15 protein-coding genes are annotated in these 17520 nt (G+C 71.3%); 14 read left to right on the top strand and 1 reads right to left on the bottom strand.

Annotation, left to right across the window (positions count from 1 at the left end; all coding sequences use genetic code 11):
• Position 1: 1 nt before the first annotated feature.
• Positions 2–1294, bottom strand: a complete 1293-nt coding sequence (locus ABD912_RS15030) for an APC family permease (protein WP_345151949.1) — start codon at positions 1292–1294, stop codon at positions 2–4.
• A gap of 188 nt (positions 1295–1482) precedes the next feature.
• Between ABD912_RS15030 and aspS the strand changes: the two genes are divergently transcribed.
• The 14 genes from aspS (at position 1483) to ABD912_RS14960 (ending at position 17501) form a co-directional block, all read left to right on the top strand.
• Positions 1483–3297, top strand: a complete 1815-nt coding sequence (aspS, locus tag ABD912_RS15025; RefSeq protein WP_345151947.1) for an aspartate--tRNA ligase — start codon at positions 1483–1485, stop codon at positions 3295–3297.
• Between the two features lie 1578 nt (positions 3298–4875).
• Complete coding sequence (locus ABD912_RS15020) at positions 4876–5220, top strand: PadR family transcriptional regulator (RefSeq protein WP_149955821.1); 345 nt, start codon at positions 4876–4878, stop codon at positions 5218–5220.
• Positions 5221–5341: 121 nt separating this feature from the next.
• Complete coding sequence (locus ABD912_RS15015) at positions 5342–6727, top strand: replication-associated recombination protein A (RefSeq protein ID WP_425548076.1); 1386 nt, start codon at positions 5342–5344, stop codon at positions 6725–6727.
• Between the two features lie 177 nt (positions 6728–6904).
• Positions 6905–7531 (top strand): 30S ribosomal protein S4, encoded by a 627-nt coding sequence (rpsD, locus tag ABD912_RS15010; protein WP_345151944.1) that lies wholly within the window; start codon positions 6905–6907, stop codon positions 7529–7531.
• A gap of 158 nt (positions 7532–7689) precedes the next feature.
• Positions 7690–8061: a DUF948 domain-containing protein gene (locus ABD912_RS15005; protein WP_345151942.1), complete on the top strand. Its 372-nt coding sequence runs from the start codon at positions 7690–7692 to the stop codon at positions 8059–8061.
• Positions 8062–8071: 10 nt separating this feature from the next.
• Positions 8072–8317 carry a hypothetical protein gene (locus ABD912_RS15000; RefSeq protein WP_345151940.1) on the top strand — a complete coding sequence of 82 codons (246 nt, stop codon included), beginning with the start codon at positions 8072–8074 and terminating at the stop codon, positions 8315–8317.
• Between the two features lie 47 nt (positions 8318–8364).
• Complete coding sequence (alaS, locus tag ABD912_RS14995; protein ID WP_345151937.1) at positions 8365–11046, top strand: alanine--tRNA ligase; 2682 nt, start codon at positions 8365–8367, stop codon at positions 11044–11046.
• 2 nt (positions 11047–11048) lie between these two features.
• On the top strand, positions 11049–11558 hold the full coding sequence (gene ruvX, locus ABD912_RS14990) for a Holliday junction resolvase RuvX (RefSeq protein WP_345151935.1): 510 nt from the start codon (positions 11049–11051) through the stop codon (positions 11556–11558).
• A 17-nt stretch (positions 11559–11575) separates the two neighbouring features.
• A complete protein-coding gene (mltG, locus tag ABD912_RS14985) occupies positions 11576–13237 on the top strand; it encodes an endolytic transglycosylase MltG (protein ID WP_345151932.1) in 1662 nt (553 codons plus the stop codon).
• A complete protein-coding gene (locus ABD912_RS14980) occupies positions 13234–14109 on the top strand; it encodes a shikimate dehydrogenase family protein (protein WP_345151930.1) in 876 nt (291 codons plus the stop codon). The genes mltG and ABD912_RS14980 overlap by 4 nt, the downstream gene beginning before the upstream one ends.
• A 26-nt stretch (positions 14110–14135) precedes the next feature.
• The gene (gene aroC / locus ABD912_RS14975) at positions 14136–15335 is read left to right on the top strand and encodes a chorismate synthase (RefSeq protein ID WP_345151928.1); all 1200 of its coding nucleotides are present in this window, start codon (positions 14136–14138) and stop codon (positions 15333–15335) included.
• Entirely contained in the window at positions 15335–15910 is a 576-nt protein-coding gene (locus ABD912_RS14970; RefSeq protein ID WP_345151926.1) for a shikimate kinase, read from the top strand. The genes aroC and ABD912_RS14970 overlap by 1 nt, the downstream gene beginning before the upstream one ends.
• Complete coding sequence (gene aroB, locus ABD912_RS14965) at positions 15907–16998, top strand: 3-dehydroquinate synthase (RefSeq protein ID WP_345151923.1); 1092 nt, start codon at positions 15907–15909, stop codon at positions 16996–16998. The genes ABD912_RS14970 and aroB overlap by 4 nt, the downstream gene beginning before the upstream one ends.
• Positions 16995–17501: a tetratricopeptide repeat protein gene (locus tag ABD912_RS14960; protein WP_345151921.1), complete on the top strand. Its 507-nt coding sequence runs from the start codon at positions 16995–16997 to the stop codon at positions 17499–17501. Before aroB ends, ABD912_RS14960 begins: the two co-directional genes overlap by 4 nt.
• The last annotated feature ends 19 nt before the right edge of the window (positions 17502–17520 follow it).

Genomic DNA, 17520 nt, shown 5'->3' with positions numbered 1-17520 from the left:
CCTAGGCGTCGCGCCGCCGCACCGCGAGGGCAACGGCCCGCCCGGCCAGGCCGGCGGCGAACACCGCCAGCATCGTGGCCACGCTGGCCCCGGGCAGCGTGAACGCCAGCAGCAGGCATCCGGCCAGGCCCGCGGCGTTCAGCCACCGCGGGCAGTACCACGGCCGCTCCGGCTGCCGCCGGGCCCGCTCCGTGCGGGCCCGCGGCGGCAGGGTCAGCGCGGAGGCGTTCGCGACCGCGTAGTAGACCAGCACGCCGAAGCTGGAGAAGCCGATGATCGTGGTCGCGTCGGTGGACAGCAGCAGCACAACGACCACCGCCGCCACGGACACCTCGGCAAGCCACGGCACCGAGCGCTTGGCCGAAACGGCGGCGAAGCGGCCGGGAAGGTCGCCTTCGCGGGCCATCGCCAGCGCCGTGCGGGAGATGCCGGCCACCAGCGCCATCAGGGCCCCGAGGCTGGCCAGGGCCGCCCCGGCCGCCGCCAGCCACGCGGGAGCGCCGAGCAAAACCACCGCCTCGCGCACGGGGGCGGTGGCCGCGGCCAGGCCCCCGACGCCCAGCAGATGGACCAGCGCGGCGGCCAGAAGCCCGTAGAGGACCAGCGTGAAGCCCAGCGCCAGGGCGATCGCCGCCGGGATGGTCCGTTCGGGGTCCCTCACCTCCTCGCCCAGGGTGGCGACGCGCGCGTAGCCGGCGAACGCGAAGAACAGCAGGCCGGCTGCCTGCAGCACCGCCCAGGCCGTCGGCTGCTCAGCGGCCGGCGGGGGCTCCGCGGGCCGGGGCGCGGCGAACGACGCCGCCACGACGAACGCCAGCAGCCCCACTACCGGCGCCACGAGGAGGCGCGCCGCGCCGGCGGTGCGGGTGATGCCCAACAGGTTCACGCCGGTCACCGCGGCCACCGCGCCGATCGCCAGCGGGACGGCCACCCCGGGGGCCGCGTAGGTGGCGAACGTGTAGGCCATGGCGGCGCAGGAGGCCGTCTTGCCGGTGACGAACCCCCAGCCGGCCACGAAGCCGGGCCACTGGCCGAGCCGGAGCCGCCCGTACAGGTAGGCCCCGCCGCTGGCCGGATGCGCCGCCGCCAGGGCCGCGACGGCCAAGGCGTTGGCGACCGCGATGCCTGCCGCGGCCAGCAGCGCGGCCCACAGCAGGCCGCCGGCGCGGGCCGCCACGGGGGAGAGGACCACGAACACCCCGGCCCCGACCATGGACCCGACGCCCAGCGTGGTGGCGTCGACGACGCCAAGGGAACGCCGCAGGGGAGCGGGGCGGGCGGGCGTTGCGGCCATGCGGGCACCTCGTGGACTTTCGGCGGGGAGTTCCGTGAGTGGATCGGACGCAAGGGCGGGGAGGGGCGGCCGCAGCCGGCGCAACCATCGGGCGCCGGTGGCGGTAAACTCGATCGGGATTGATCAAACCACACCGCCCCTCCGCCGCCTTGCGTCGCCGCGGGCGTTTCCCCTCCGAAAGGACCGTAGTGCTGCGCACTCATGACCTGGGATCCCTCAGGGCCGAGCACATTGGACAGACCGTGACCCTGGCCGGCTGGGTGGCCCGCCGCCGCGACCACGGAGGCGTCGCCTTCGTCGACCTGCGCGACGCCTCCGGCGTTTCCCAGATCGTGGTCCGCGACGAAGCCGACTTCCACCACCTGCGCAACGAGTTCGTCCTGCAGGTGACCGGCACCGTCGAGCGCCGTCCGGAGGGCAACGAGAACCCGGCCCTGGCCACCGGCGAGGTGGAGGTCATCGCCGAAACCGTCGTCGTGCTCAACACCGCCGCCCCGCTGCCGTTCCAGATCGACGAGCACGTCGAGGTCGGCGAGGAGGCGCGCCTGCGCCACCGCTACCTGGACCTGCGCCGCCCGGCGCCGAACGCCAACATCCGCCTGCGTTCGGAGGCCAACCGCGTCGCCCGCGAGCTGCTGCACAAGGACGGGTTCGTCGAGATCGAAACGCCGACGCTGACCCGTTCCACCCCGGAAGGCGCCCGCGACTTCCTGGTGCCGGCGCGCCTGGCCCCGGGTGCGTGGTACGCGCTGCCGCAGTCTCCCCAGCTGTTCAAGCAGCTGCTGCAGGTGGGCGGGTTTGAGAAGTACTACCAGATCGCTCGCTGCTACCGTGACGAGGACTTCCGCGCCGACCGCCAGCCGGAGTTCACCCAGCTGGACATCGAGGCCTCGTTCGTCGAGCAGGACGACATCATCGCCCTCGGCGAGTCCATCGTGAAGGCGCTGTGGCAGCTGATCGACGTCGAGATCCCGACCCCGATCCGCCGCATGACCTATGCCGAGGCCATGCACAAGTACGGCTCCGACAAGCCTGACCTGCGCTTCGGACTGGAGCTGACCGAGCTCACCGACTTCTTCAAGGACACCACCTTCCGCGTGTTCCAGGCCCCGTACGTCGGCGCCGTGGTCATGCCCGGCGGCGCCTCGCAGGCCCGCCGCACCCTCGACGCGTGGCAGGAATGGGCCAAGCAGCGCGGCGCCAAGGGCCTGGCCTACGTCCTGGTCCAGGAGTCCGGCGAGCTGACCGGCCCGGTGGCCAAGAATCTGACCGACTTCGAGCGCGAGAACCTCGCCTCCACCGTCGGCGCCAACCCCGGCGACTGCATCTTCTTCGCCGCCGGCTCCAGGCACGAGGCCCGCGCGCTGCTTGGTGCCGCCCGCGTGGAGATCGGCCACCGCACCGGCCTGATCAACGACGGCGACTGGGCCTTCGTGTGGGTCGTCGACGCGCCGCTGTTCGAGGCGGCCGAGGCCGCCGTCGCGTCCGGCGACGTTGCCGTCGGCGCCGGCAAGTGGACCGCCGTGCACCACGCCTTCACCTCCCCGAAGCCGGAGTTCATCGACACGTTCGACACCGACCCGGAGAACGCCCTCGCCTACGCGTACGACATCGTCTGCAACGGCAACGAGATCGGCGGCGGCTCCATCCGCATCCACCGCGCGGACATCCAGGAGCGCGTCTTCAAGATGATGGGCATCGACGAGGAAGACGCGAACGAGAAGTTCGGGTTCCTGCTTGAGGGCTTCAAGTACGGCGCCCCGCCGCACGGCGGCATCGCCTTCGGCTGGGACCGCGTCGTGGCACTGCTGGCCGGCGAGGATTCCATCCGCGAGGTCATCGCGTTCCCGAAGACCGGCGGCGGCTTCGATCCGCTGACCGCTGCTCCGGCCCCGATCACGCCGCAGCAGCGCAAGGAGGCGGGCGTGGACGCCAAGCCGGAGCCGAAGAAGGCCGAGTCCAAGAAGGAAGACGCCCAGAAGGAAGCTGCCGAGGCCAAGTAGGGCCCGGCGGGCAGGGCGGCCGCACGGGGCGTCCGGCCCGCAGAACGACGGCGGGGCGGTGCCCACGCAACACGGGTTGCGTGGGCACCGCCCCGCCTTTTGTGTCTGCCAGATTGTGGCTTGTGGGGAGGGGGGGATCCGCTCCCCTGAGTTCAGTTAATTATGCTAGATCGGTTTCCGTACTAGCTGGTCCTGTCGATTGCGGCTCACCGCGGCAGCCGGTCTTTCCGGAAAGCAGCCCGGAGGGAGAGGGGCGCCCGCGGGTCGGCGTGCCGGGGGAGCGAGTGGGGCATGGCGTCCGCCCAGTGGGCCCTGGTCCACTCGAGCCGCCGGGTTGCGGCAGTGATGCCGTGCGGCAGGGGCGCGGAGGAGGTGGGGCGGGGACTTGTTGCGCGGAGACTGGCGCAGGGCGGCGGCAGGCGGAGGAAGCCGCGGCGAAATGGCGCGGGGATACGAAAGTGCGGGGATGCAACGGTGCGGCGATACGACAGTGCGGGGTTGAAGCAACGCGGCGAGGCAGGGGTCCCTGGGGTGAAAGGGGGCCGGTGGAACCGGGGATCCGCTCCCCTGCATTCCGTTATGCATGCTAGATCGGATTTTGGACTAGTAAACCTCTGCCGGTTGCGGCCCACGAGCCCACCCGGCCATTCGTAAAAGCAGCCCCGAGGGGAGGGGCGGCGCGCGGGTATAGGCGCATGGGTAAATCGGGGAGGGGTCGCCATCGAGTGGGCGCGTTGGCCCGCCAGGCCAGGTGTCGGCCGGCTCGTGGCGGAGTGATGCGAGTTCGCCGCAGGGGAGTGTCGCTACGCAGCGGTGCGCGAGGAGGAGTGGCAGGGGCGGCGGCCTCGGGGGATGGTGCAGGGACGGAACCGGGGAGTCCGGTGGTTTGCGGGGGGTGCCGCAGCGGGTGGGGGGAGGTGGTGCCTGGTTCGCACGGCTGATGCTGAGTGGTTGGGACTTGTGGCGCAGGGATCCGTTCTCTTGCACTCGGATAGTTATGCTAGATCGAATTTTGGACTAGTATCCTTGATTGGATGCGGCCCAGCAGAATGACAATCCTTTCCCCAAAAACGCCATGGAGGGGGAGGGGCCGGGTGGTGTACACGACTGGTCGGCGCTGCCTGAATCCCCGGGGCGCGATGCCCGGTGGGCTGGATCGATCGGGAGCAGGCGCACGGGGCCGCCGTTCGACGCCGGCGCAGGTCCGTGGCATCGGATGTGTCGAACGGCCAGGGCGGCGGGACCGCTGGCAGGGGATCGGCGCCGGCGGGGGAGTGGAGGGTCGGCCGAACGCCTGGCGGTCTGCATGCCGTGGCGTCGCGTGCAGGCGGACGCGACGCCATACGGGGAACGCGGGAGCATGCGCACTGCGCCGGCATCCTGTTCGTCCCGCGGAGCGCATGGATCCGCCAGGCCCGGAAATCCATACGCGGCATGCGTGATTTTTCTGCGGCAATGCCTTAGAGTTATTAGAAATCTAGATCGGTTTCTGACTTACTTGATTGGAGTCTCGCATGCGGTTCCAGCCCCACCCAAACTCATGCCCAAACAATCTCCAGAGGGACGGGGGGCATCACCATGCCCGCTGAGACCGGGGGATTCCCGCGCTACCCGGGCACGTGGCAACGCGCCCTGCTGCCGATGTGCCTCTTGGCCGGGCTGGAGAACGGATCGAACCACGGCTACGCCCTGGCGAAGAAGCTGGAGGAGCGCGGATTCTCCCCGCTGAAGGGGGCCACCCTGTATCCGGCCCTCGGCAAGCTGGAGGAGGCCGGCTACATCCGCGGTGCGTGGAAGGAGGGCCGGGGCGCGCCCGGCCGCAAGGTCTACGCGCTCACCGCCTCCGGCCGCGAGCGGCTGCGCACCCTGCGCATGCTCTGGGACAGCTTCCAGTCCACCGTTTCCCGGCCCCACGAACAGTAGGACGCCGGCAAACGGGAGATCGCGGGCTCCTCGGACCTGACTCAACGACAACCCGGCGTCCAGAAGCCTCCCGCACCTCGCTTCGCTCGGCACGGGCCCCTCGGCTCCTAGACTGGGGGCCGTGAGTGATTTGTTCAGCATGGCGGATGAGGACGACTTCGGGACCGAGCCGGCCGGAGATGTTCCGGGGCGGCCCCGGGCCCCGCTGGCCGTGCGCATGCGCCCCCGCACGCTGGACGAACTGGTGGGACAGACGCACCTGCTCAAATCGGGATCTCCGCTGCGCCAGCTGGCGGGAGTGGACGGATCCGGGCCGGCGGGGCCGGCCAGCATCATCCTGTGGGGCCCGCCGGGCACCGGCAAGACGACGCTGGCGCACGTCATCGCGCGCGGCTCCGGCCGGAAGTTCGTTGAACTCAGCGCAATCACCGCCGGCGTTAAGGACGTGCGCCGGGTGATGGACCAGGCGCTGACGGACCGCGACCTGCACGGACGCACCACGGTGCTGTTCCTGGACGAGATCCACCGCTTCAACAAGGCCCAGCAGGACGCGCTGCTGCCCGGCGTCGAAAACCGGTGGGTCGTGCTGGTGGCCGCCACGACCGAGAACCCGTCCTTCTCGGTCGTCTCCCCGCTGCTTTCCCGCTCCCTGATGCTCACGCTCAAGCCCCTGGAGGAAGAGGACATCAGGCAGCTGCTGCTCCGGGCCGTGGCCGACGAACGCGGCCTGGGCGGCACCGTTGAGCTGGCCGACGACGCGCTGGAGCACCTGGTGCGGCTCTCCGGCGGGGATGCCCGCCGTTCCCTGACCGCGCTCGAGGCCGCGGCCGGCGTCGCCTGGGGCGAGGCCGCCGAGAGCGGCGCCGACACCGTCAGGATCGACGCCGTCCACGCCGAGCGGGCCATGGATGCCGCGGTGCAGCGCTACGACCGGGCGGGGGATCAGCACTACGACGTGGCCAGCGCCTTCATCAAGTCGATCCGCGGCTCCGACGTGGATGCTTCGCTCCACTACCTAGCCCGCATGCTGGAGGCGGGGGAGGACCCGCGGTTCATCGCCCGGCGGCTGATGATCAGCGCCTCCGAGGACATCGGCATGGCAGACCCCACCGCGCTGCAGACGGCCGTCGCGGCGGCCCAGGCGGTCCAGCTGATCGGCATGCCGGAGGCGCGCATCATCCTGGGCCACGCGGTGGTCCACCTGGCGGCGGCCCCGAAGTCCAACGCCGCCTACAACGGGATCAACGCCGCCATCGCCGACGTGCGGGCCGGCCGCGGCCAGGGGATTCCGGCCCACCTGCGCGATGCCCACTACCCGGGGGCCGGACAGCTGGGGCACGGCAAGGGCTACGTCTACGCCCACGACGAGCCGCATGGCATCGCCCGCCAGCAGTACCCGCCGGACGACCTGGTCGGCCGGAACTACTACCTGCCCACGGCCAACGGGGCAGAACGCGCCATCGCGGAGCGCCTCGAGCGGGTGCGCCGGATCGTCCGCGGCGGCTAGCGGGCCGCCCTGGTGCTAGGATGGATCTTTGGCTGGCAAGCCGTCCTCCTTTGCTGCGCAAGCGCAACACCCTTCCGGGTGCCCGGGGACGCGCTGTAGTAGCAGGGGAGCGGCTTCCCCTCACTCTCCCTCCTGGAGGCCAGAGCAATTCAAGCCGCCGTACAGAAAAGGACACCCGTGGCTAACAACACCCGTGCCCGCCGCAAGGTCCGCATTTCGCGTGCCCTCGGCATCGCCCTTACCCCCAAGGCCGAAAAGTACATGGAGCGCCGCCCGTACGGCCCCGGCCAGCACGGCCGTGCCCGTAAGAAGCAGGACTCCGACTACGCCGTGCGTCTGCGCGAAAAGCAGCGCCTGCGCGCCCAGTACGGCATCCGCGAGGCGCAGATGACCCGCGTCTTCGAGGAAGCCCGCCGCACCGCCGGCCTGACCGGTGAGAACCTGGTCGAGCTGCTGGAAATGCGCCTGGACGCCCTGGTCCTGCGTGCCGGCTTCGCCCGCACCATCTCCCAGGCCCGCCAGCTGGTTGTGCACCGCCACATCCTGGTTGACGGCGCCCGCGTGGACCGCCCCTCGTTCCGCGTCACCCCGGGCCAGCTGGTGCACGTGCACGAGCGTTCCGAGAAGATGGGTCCGTTCCAGATCGCCGCCGCCGGCGCCCACCGCGACGTCCTGCCGGCCGTTCCGGGCTACCTGGACGTCAAGCTGGAGTCGCTGCAGGCCACCCTGGTGCGCCGCCCGAAGCGCTCCGAGGTCCCCGTGACCTGCGAAGAGAACCTCGTCGTCGAGTACTACGCACGCTAGGCACCACTCCCGCGTGAGCGGAAGTGCGCCAAGCACACCACTGAGCCCGCGGCCCCGTGCCGCGGGCTCAGTGGTTTCCGCCCCGACGCGGTGGCAGCAAGCAACGACCGGTAGTGTTGTCTACCGTTGGTAGTGCCGAATCGCAAGGAGCAGTTGATATGACAGGGTCCGACATCGCCGGGCTGATCGCCGCCGGCGTCTTTGCGGTGCTGGTGGCCTTGCTGGCCGTCCCCGTCTGGAAGCTGGGCAAGGTGTTCGACGAGCTTCGCCTCGCCGTGCGTGAGCTCTCGGACGGCACCAGCCCGCTCCTGGAGGAGGTCACCACCACCGTGACCACCACCAACGAGCAGCTGCGCAAGGTCGACGGGATCACCAGCAACGTCTCCGACGCCTCCGCCAACGTCACCGCCCTGTCCTCGCTGGCCGCCGCCACGCTGGGCTCACCGCTGATCAAGGTTGCCGCGTTCTCGCACGGCGTCCGCTCCGCCTTGGCGGTCCGGCCGACCGGCAAGGGCCGGCGCAGCCGCTAGGGGGAACCACATGTTCAAACGCATTCTCTGGGTGGGCATCGGTGTTGGCATCGGTGCCCTGGCCGCGCGCAGGATCATCCAGATCCGGGACGCCGCCTCGGCCGAAGGCCTCAACCGCACCGTCGGCCGCGTGGCCGACGGCCTCCACGATGTCGCCTACGCGTTCCGCGAGGGCATGGCCAGCCGGGAAACCGAGCTGCGCGCCGCCCTCGGGATCTCCGACGCCGACGCCATTCCGGGCACCCGCCGCCACTAGGCCGGGCCCACGACCTACCCCGAACCATGAAGGGACCAAAGGACACAATGAAATCGCAGGACATCGCCCGCCGGTGGATCGACTTCTTCGTCGCCAAGGGACACACCGCCGCGCCGAGCGCCTCGCTGGTCTCCAGCGACCCCTCCCTGCTATTCACGGTGGCCGGCATGGTTCCGTTCATCCCGTACCTGACGGCCCGCGAAGAGCCCCCCTACAGCCGCGCCACCAGCGTCCAGAAGTGCATCCGCACCGGTGACATCGACGAGGTCGGCAAGACCGTCCGCCACGGCACCTTCTTCCAGATGTGCGGCAACTTCTCCTTCGGCGACTACTTCAAGGAAGGGGCCATCTCCTACGCGTGGGAGCTGCTGACCACCCCGGTGGAGCAGGGCGGCTTCGGCCTTCCGGTGGACCGCCTGTGGGTTACCGTCTACCACGAGGACGACGAGGCCCTGGCGATCTGGCGCGACAAGATCGGCCTGCCGGTCGAGCGCATCCAGAAGTTCGGCAAGAAGGACAACTACTGGTCCACCGGCCAGCCCGGCCCCGCCGGTCCCTGCTCCGAGATCTTCTACGACCGCGGCCCCGCCTACGGCATCGAGGGCGGGCCGGAGGCCGACGACACCCGCTACGTGGAGATCTGGAACCTGGTCTTCATGCAGTACCAGCGCGGCGAGGGCATCGGCAAGGAGGACTTCGAGATCCTCGGCGAACTGCCGAAGAAGAACATCGATACCGGCCTGGGCCTGGAGCGCCTGGCGATGATCCTGCAGGGCGTCGAGAACATGTACGAGACCGACCAGGTCCGTCCGGTGCTGGACAAGGCCGCCGAGCTCTCCGGCAAGGAGTACACCTCCACCGAGGACCCCGCCGACCCGCACCACACCGACGACGTGCGCATGCGTGTGGTCGCCGACCACGTCCGCTCCTCCCTGATGCTCATCTCCGACGGCGTGGTGCCCTCGAACGAGGGCCGCGGCTACGTGCTGCGCCGCCTGATCCGCCGCGCGGTGCGCGCCATGCGCCTGCTCGGCGTCGAGACGGCCGTGCTGCCCGAACTGCTCCCGGCCTCCCGCGACGCGATGAAGGGCGTCTACCCGGAGGTGGAGAGCGACTTCGCGCGCATCTCCCGCATCGCCTACGCCGAGGAGAAGGCGTTCCTGCGCACCATCGCCAGCGGCACCGCACGCCTGGAGGAGGCAGTCGTGGCCTCCAAGGCGGCCGGCGCCCAGCTCTCGGGCGAGGACGCCTTCGCGCTGCACGACACCTACGGCTTCCCGATCGACCTGACCCTGGAGATGGCGGCCGAGGCCGGCCTGGCCGTGGACGAGTCGACCTTCCGCAAGCTGATGACCGAACAGCGCGAACGCGCCCAGAAGGACGCCCGCCAGAAGAAGGCCGGCCACGCCGACCTGACGGTCTTCACCCAGCTGCACTCCGCCGGCGACGTCGTCTTCACCGGCTACGACGAACTCTCCACCGAGTCCGCCGTCCGCGGCATCGTCCGCGCCGGCCAGCTGGTTCCCTTCGCCACCCAGGGCGACGAGATCGAGCTGGTCCTGAACGAGACCCCCTTCTACGCCGAGGCGGGCGGCCAGGCCGGCGACGTCGGCCTGGTCACCGGCGACGGCTTCGTCGTCGAGGTCCTCGACGTGCAGTCGCCGATCAAGGGCCTGAACGTGCACCGCGCGATCGTCCGCGAGGGCGAGCTGCCCGCCGACGCGCGCGTCCTGGCCGAGGTCGACCGGCAGCGCCGCCACTCCGGCGAGCAGGCCCACTCCGCCACGCACATCATCCACGCCGCCCTGCACCAGATCCTCGGCCCGGAGGCGCTGCAGTCCGGTTCCTTCAACAAGGCCGGCTACCTGCGCTTCGACTTCACCTGGAGCGAAGGCATGTCCGCCGCCGCGCGCAGCGAGGTGGAGGAGGTCGCGAACCTGGCGATCCGCAACAACCACGAGGTCCTCACCCGCGTCATGCCGCTGGCCGAGGCCAAGGCCCTGGGCGCGACCAGCCTGTTCGGCGAGAAGTACGGCAACACCGTGCGGGTGGTCGAGATGGACGGCGAGTGGTCCCGCGAGTTCTGCGGTGGCACCCACGTGGCCTCCACCGCCCAGATCGCCCAGCTGACCCTGCTCGGCGAGCAGTCCGTCGGTTCCGGCAACCGCCGCGTCGAGGCCCTCGTCGGCATGGAGGCGTTCCGCCACGGTGCCGCCGAACGCGCCCTGGTCTCCGAGCTCTCCGAGATGTTCCGCGTGCCCTCCAACCAGCTCGCCGAGCGCGTTTCCACGACGGTGGCCAAGCTCAAGGCCGCCGAGAAGGAACTCGAAAGGCTGCGCAAGGAGCAGCTGGCCGCCGAGGCCGGCCGCCTGCTGACCCAGTCCGTGGACGTCGCCGGGGTGCGCGTCCTGGCGCACGACGCCGGCGCGGTCGCCTCCGCGGACGACCTGCGCGGCCTGGCGCTGGACCTGCGTGGCCGCCTCGGGTCCGAGGCCGCCACGGTGGCCCTCGCCGGCGTGGCCAACGGACGCCCGCTCGTGCTGGTCGCCACCAACGAAGCCGCCCGCGGGGCCGGAGTCAAGGCGGGCGCCCTGGTGCGCACCGCCGCCGGAATCCTCGGTGGCGGCGGCGGCGGCAAGGACGACGTCGCCCAGGGCGGCGGGCAGGACGCGGCCAAGATCGCCGACGCGCTGGCCGCCGTCGTCCGCCAGATCGCGGAGCGGTCCTGACGATGGACGCGGGCTTCCCGCGGGGTGTCAAGCTGGGCGTCGACGTGGGCATGGCCCGCGTCGGCGTCGCGGCCTGCGACCCCGACGGGATGCTGGCAACCCCGCTGAAGACCCTGCGCAGGGACGAGAAGAAGGGCAGCGACCTGCGGGCGCTGGCCTCCCTTGTGACGGAACGTGACGCGGTGCAGGTATTCGTGGGACTTCCCCGGTCCCTGGGCGGGGGGGACACCGAGTCCACCCGCATGGCCCGCGCCTACGCCGAGGCGCTGGTCGCCGAGCTGCGGACGGCCGGATCCGCCGCCACGGTGCGCCTTGTCGACGAGCGGCTGACCACGGTCAGCGCCCACCGTTCGCTGCGCGAAGCGGGCCTGGACGGGCGCAAGCACCGCCAGGTCGTGGACCAGGTGGCGGCCGCGGAAATCCTGCAACAGGCCCTTGATATGCAAAAATCTCTTCATCGGGACGTGGGGATCCCCGTGTACGATGGCATGCGCCCGCACGACGGACGATGACTGAAGGACGGCTCCCCGTGATCGAGAGGTACCCCCAGAACAGCGCCGGTGCGGCATCCGAGCAGTCGGGCCCGCCCTTCCGCCGGTTACCCACCGGCCGGCGCCGGCTTGAGCCGACCGCTCCGTTCGACGCCGCCGGGGAGGACCTGGCGGCGTCCGGACAGGACGCCCCGTCCCCCTCCGCGCCGGATGCGGGCGTCCCGGACGCCGTGCCGGCGGCCACCATGCCGGTGGCCGCAGTGCCCCTGGCGGCCGAGGTGGCCTCGCCTCGCCGCAGGGCGCGGCTCGCCCGTGCGCAGGAGACGGCGGATAGCCCCCTCCAGACGCTGGAACGGCCTCCGGCCCGCGTTTCCGCCTCCTCCGAGCCGGAGCGCCACCCCGACCCGCCGTCCCAGCCTCCCCGCAGCGGCCGCCACGACCACGGCCACCACGAGGTCGACGCCCATACCGTCCGGCTCGGGCATGTGGGCCGCACCCAGCCCGCCGCGGACGGCGACGCCGCCTCCGGCGGCACCCACGACGCCGACTCCGGGCACGTCCGGGACGAGGGGTACGACGACGGCCACGGCCGCGAGCACGTCTTCCTTCCCGGCCACCGCAGCGCCCCGCGCGTGCGCCAGCAGCGCCGGCGCCGGCGCAACATCGTCATGCTGACGGTCCTGGGCATCTTCGTGGTCGGGGTCATCGGCATGGCCACCTTCATCAAGCAGATCATCCCCACCCCGGCCGTGGACTACCCCGGGCCGGGAACCGGAGAGGTCACCTTCACCGTCCAGAACGGCTGGGGACCGATCCAGATCGGCCGCCGCCTGGCCGAGCAGGACATCGTCGCCGGCGAGGACCTCTTCCTCGAGGCCCTGGGCCAGGTGGAGGCCGAGAGCAAGGAAATCCACCCCGGCGACTACCAGCTCAAGTACCAGATGCGCGCGATCGACGCCGCCACCACGCTGGTCGGCGAGGACGCCGCCAAGGTCCACTACGTGGCCATCAAGCAGAACGTGCGCACCGACGCCGTTTTCGAGGAAATCAGCACCGCAACCGGCATCGGCGTCGCCGAACTGGCAAAGCTCAACGAGCAACCCGAACAGTTCGGACTGGACGGTTCGATCCAGACCCTGGAGGGCTACCTGCACCCGGGCGAGTACCGGTTCCCCGTGGACACCGACGCGAAGGGGATCCTGAAGCTGATGGTCGACGCCACGCTGAAGGAACTCACCGACCAGGGCGTCACCGACCCCGCCGAGCAGTACCGCATCCTGAAGATCGCCAGCATCCTGCAGGCCGAGGCGCTGCCCGCCGACTACGCCACCGTCGCCGGCGCGCTGGAGAACCGCCTGTCCCCGGACAACACGGAGACCAACGGACTGCTCCAGGTCGACTCCACGGTGATCTACGGCCTGAAGCGGTACTCGCTGCAGATGAGCGCCGAGGAGAAGGCCGACGCCGGCAACGTGTACAACACCTACGTGCACGCCGGCCTGCCGCCGACCCCGATCGGCTCCCCGGCCAACACCGCCATCGAGGCCGCGATCGCCCCGCAGCAGAACGACTACTACTACTGGGTCACCGTGGATTCGACGACCGGCGAAACCAAGTTCGCCCGCACCTACGCCGAACACCTGGTCAACCAGGAGCAGTTCCGCCAGTGGTGCGCCGCCAACGCGGACGTCTGCAAGTGAGCGCCCCAGCGCAGGGACGGGCCGCGGTCTTCGGCTCTCCGATCGGCCACAGCCGCTCGCCCGTCCTGCACCGCGCCGCCTACGACCTGCTCGGCCTCGACATCGCCTACACGGCCATCGAGGGCGGGGAGGCGGACGCGCCGCGGATCGCGGCGATGTTGCGCAGCGAGCCGGGCTGGCGCGGAGGCTCGTTCACCATGCCCTTCAAGCACGTGATGGTCCCGCTCATGGACACCGTCTCCGACCGGGTGGCCCGGCTCGGCGTGCTGAACACCGTGGTGGTTTCCCGGGATGACGCCGGGCGGGTGCGCCTGCACGGGGAGAACACCGACGTCGCGGGGATCGTGCGCGCGCTGCACGACGCCGGGACCAGCCGGCTTTCCCGGGCCGCGGTCCTCGGCGCCGGCGGCACCGCGGCGGCCGCCACCGAGGCCCTGGCGCAACTGGGTGCCGCGTCCATCGACTACGTGGTGCGGACCCCGTCCCGCGCGGCGGGGGTCCTGGCCCTGGCCGCGGCCCTGGGCATCGAAGGCCGGGCGGTCTCCGCGGGGGAGGCCGGCCAGCGGCTGGGGGAGTACGGGGCCGTGGTGTCCACGCTGCCCCCGCACGCCGCCGACGGCCTGGCCGAGGCGCTGCGCGTGTCCACCGTGCCCGCGGGCACCCCGCTGCTGGACGTCGCGTACGACCCCTGGCCCAGCGTCCTCGCCGGCGCCTGGGAGGCGGCCGGCGGGCGGGTCGTCAGCGGCCTGTCCATGCTGGTGCACCAGGCCGTGGACCAGGTGCGCCTGTTCACCGGCGCCGCGGACGCCGACTGGGAACGTGTCACAAACGTGATGTGTGACGCAGTGGACCTGCCCTGCCCCGCATCGTAGAGCCGGTCCGTGGCAGTATGGAGGGCATGTTGCGTTGGTTGACCGCGGGCGAATCACATGGGCCCGCACTGGTTGGAATCGTCGAAGGAATGCCCGCGGGCGTCGAACTGAGCTCGCAGGACGTGCGTGATGCGCTGGCCCGCCGCCGGCTGGGCTACGGGCGCGGAGCCCGCATGAAGTTCGAGCAGGACGAGGTCCGGTTCCTCGGTGGCGTCCGCCACGGGCTGACCCAGGGCGGCCCCGTTGCCATCGAGGTCGGCAATACCGAATGGCCCAAGTGGGAGCAGGTCATGAACGCGGACCCGGTGGACCCCGAGCTGCTCGAGGACCTGGCCCGCAACGCCCCGCTCACCCGCCCGCGCCCCGGCCACGCCGACTTCACGGGCATGCAGAAGTACGGCTTCGACGACGCCCGCCCGGTCCTGGAGCGCGCCAGCGCCCGTGAAACCGCGGCCCGCGTCGCCCTGGGCACCGTCGCCGCCAAGTTCCTTGCGGCCCTGGACATCCGCCTGGTCAGCCACACCGTCGCAGTCGGCACCGTCGCCGCCCCGGAAGGCTCGGCCCTGCCCCGCCCGGCCGACGTCGTTGCCCTCGACAGCGATCCGCTGCGCTGCTTCGACGCCGAAACCACCCAGGCGATGGTCGCGGAGGTCGACGCCGCCCACAAGGAGGGGGAGACCCTCGGTGGCGTCGTCGAGGTCCTCGCCTACAACCTGCCGCCGGGACTGGGCTCCTACGTGCACTGGGACCGCCGCCTCGACGCGCGCCTGGCCGCCGCCCTGATGGGCATCCAGGCGATCAAGGGCGTCGAGGTCGGGGACGGCTTCCTGACCGCCACCCGCCGCGGCTCGGCCGCCCACGACGAGATCGTCCGCGCCGAGGACGGCGTGATCGAACGCGTGTCCAACCGCGCCGGCGGCATCGAGGGCGGCATGAGCATCGGCGACGTGCTGCGCGTCCGCGCGGCCATGAAGCCGATCGCCACCGTCCCGCGCGCCCTGCGCACCATCGACGTGGCCAGCGGGGAAGACGCCAAGGCCCACCACCAGCGTTCGGACGTCTGCGCGGTTCCGGCCGCCGGCGTGGTCGCCGAGGCCATGGTGGCGCTCGTGCTGGCCCAGGCCGTGCTGGAGAAGTTCGGCGGCGACTCGGTCGACGAGGTCCGCCGCAACCTGCGCGCCTACGTCGACAGCATCCCTGAGGCGCTGGGCTCGGTCCGCTCCTGATGCGGCCGGGAATTTTCCTGGTCGGCCCGATGGCCTCGGGCAAGACGATCGTCGGCCGCGCCGTGGCCGCGCTGCTGGAGGCCGGATTCGTCGACACCGACGAAAAGGTCGTCCAGGGCGCGGGGCCGATCGCCGGGATCTTCGCCGAACAGGGCGAGGCAGGATTCCGCCGGCTCGAGTCCGCGGCCCTGGCGGCCGCGGCCGAGCAGGCCGACGCCGGCCCCACCGTGGTGGCGACCGGCGGGGGAGCGGTGCTCGATCCGGCCAACCGGGCCCTGCTGGCCGGACGGTTCACCGTCTACCTGCTCACCGACCTCGAGACCGTCGCCCCGCGCGTGCGCACCGCCACCGGGCGGCCGCTGCTGGATGCCGGCACCGACGCGCTCCAGCGCTGGACCGACATCTTCGCCGTCCGCGAGCCGCTCTACCGCGACTGCGCGCAGCTGACCATCGACACCCGCGGGGCCACCCCCGCGGAACTGGCGCAGGCAATCGTCGACGCGTACCGGCGTCGTACCGATGCCGCGCTTACCGACCCCGCACTTACCGACCCTGCACGGAGGGACCCCAGATGAACACCCAGGCCACCACGATTTCCGTCACGGGCTCCACGCCCGCGGAGAACTACGACGTCGTCGTGGGCCACGGGCTGCTCGGACTGCTCCCGGGCATGCTCGGCGAACGCGTCCGCAAGGTCCTGGTCATCCACCCGCGCGCCCTGCGCACCACCGGCGACGCCGTGAAGGCCGACCTGGACGCCGCGGGGATCCAGGCGTTCACCGCCGAGATTCCCGACGCCGAGGAGGGCAAGCACATCCAGGTCGCCGCGTTCTGCTGGCAGGTGCTGGGGCAGAACGACTTCACCCGTTCCGACGCCGTCGTCGCGGTCGGCGGCGGCGCCGTCACCGACGTCGCCGGCTTCGTGGCCGCCACGTGGCTGCGCGGGGTCAAGGTCGTCCACATCCCCACCAGCCTGCTGGGCATGGTCGACGCCTCCGTGGGCGGCAAGACCGGCATCAACACGGCCGAGGGCAAGAACCTGGTCGGCGCATTCCACCCGCCCGCGGGCGTGCTGGTGGACCTGGACGCGCTGCAGACGCTGCCGCGCAACGAACTGGTCACCGGCCTGGCCGAATCCGTCAAGTGCGGGTTCATCGCCGACCCGGAAATCCTCTCCCTCATCGAACGCAACCCCGAGGCGTCCACCACCGCCGGCACCGAGGAGCTGCGCGAGATCATCGAGCGCTCCATCCGGGTCAAGGCCGAGGTGGTCTCCACCGACCTGCGCGAATCGGGCCGGCGCGAGTTCCTCAACTACGGGCACACCCTGGGACACGCGATCGAGCTGGCCGAGCGCTACCAGATGCGGCACGGGGCCGCGGTGTCGATCGGCCTGGTTTTCGCCGCGGAGCTGGCCCGTTCGGTCGGACGCCTTTCGGACGAGGTGGCGGACCGCCACAAGGAGATCCTGACCCTGCTGGGGCTGCCCACCAGCTACCGCCGCGACCGCTGGGCCGCCCTGCTGGACGGCATGCGCCGGGACAAGAAGTCCCGCGGCGACCTGCTGCGCTTCGTGGTCCTTGACGACCTGGCCAAGCCGGGGATCCTCGAGGTCCCCGACACCTCCCTGCTCTTCGCCGCCTACCAGGAAATCGCGGAATGAGCGCCCCCGGCGAGTGGATCGAATCCGCCGTCGCCGGCGTCGGCGTCGACCCGGAGACGATGCTTCCGGTGATCGTCGACGAGGCGGCGGCCGAGGCCACCCTGGCCGGGGGCGACACCGAAAGCCGGATCGTGGTGCTGCTGGCTCGCGGCGACGCCGTCGGCGCAGCCGATCTGCTCGCCGAGGCCCGCCTGGCCGAGCCGAAGAACTTCGCCCTGAAGATCCTGGACATGCAGGTGCTGCGGGTCAGCGGCAACCCCGAGCGCGCGCTGCACTGGCTGCGGGCCATGGTGGACGAGTGCGCGGGCACCGAGCACGAGGCCGTGATCGAGCAGAACCTGGGCACCATGTACTTCGCCACCGGCGACTTCCTCGCCGCCTCCACCCGCTTCCGGGCCGCCCTGGCCCTGCGCGAGGCGGCGGGGGAACCGGAGCGGCTGATCGATTCCAGCCGCCGGGCACTGGCCGCCGCAGAGGCCCGCGCCGGCCGTGGGGTAGAATAGACTCTGGATTTTTGACAAA

Source organism: Arthrobacter ginkgonis (assembly GCF_039540195.1).
Lineage (GTDB): Bacteria > Actinomycetota > Actinomycetes > Actinomycetales > Micrococcaceae > Zafaria > Zafaria ginkgonis.
Note: the sequence above shows the minus strand (reverse complement) of the source record. Positions and strands in the feature narration are given on the sequence as shown.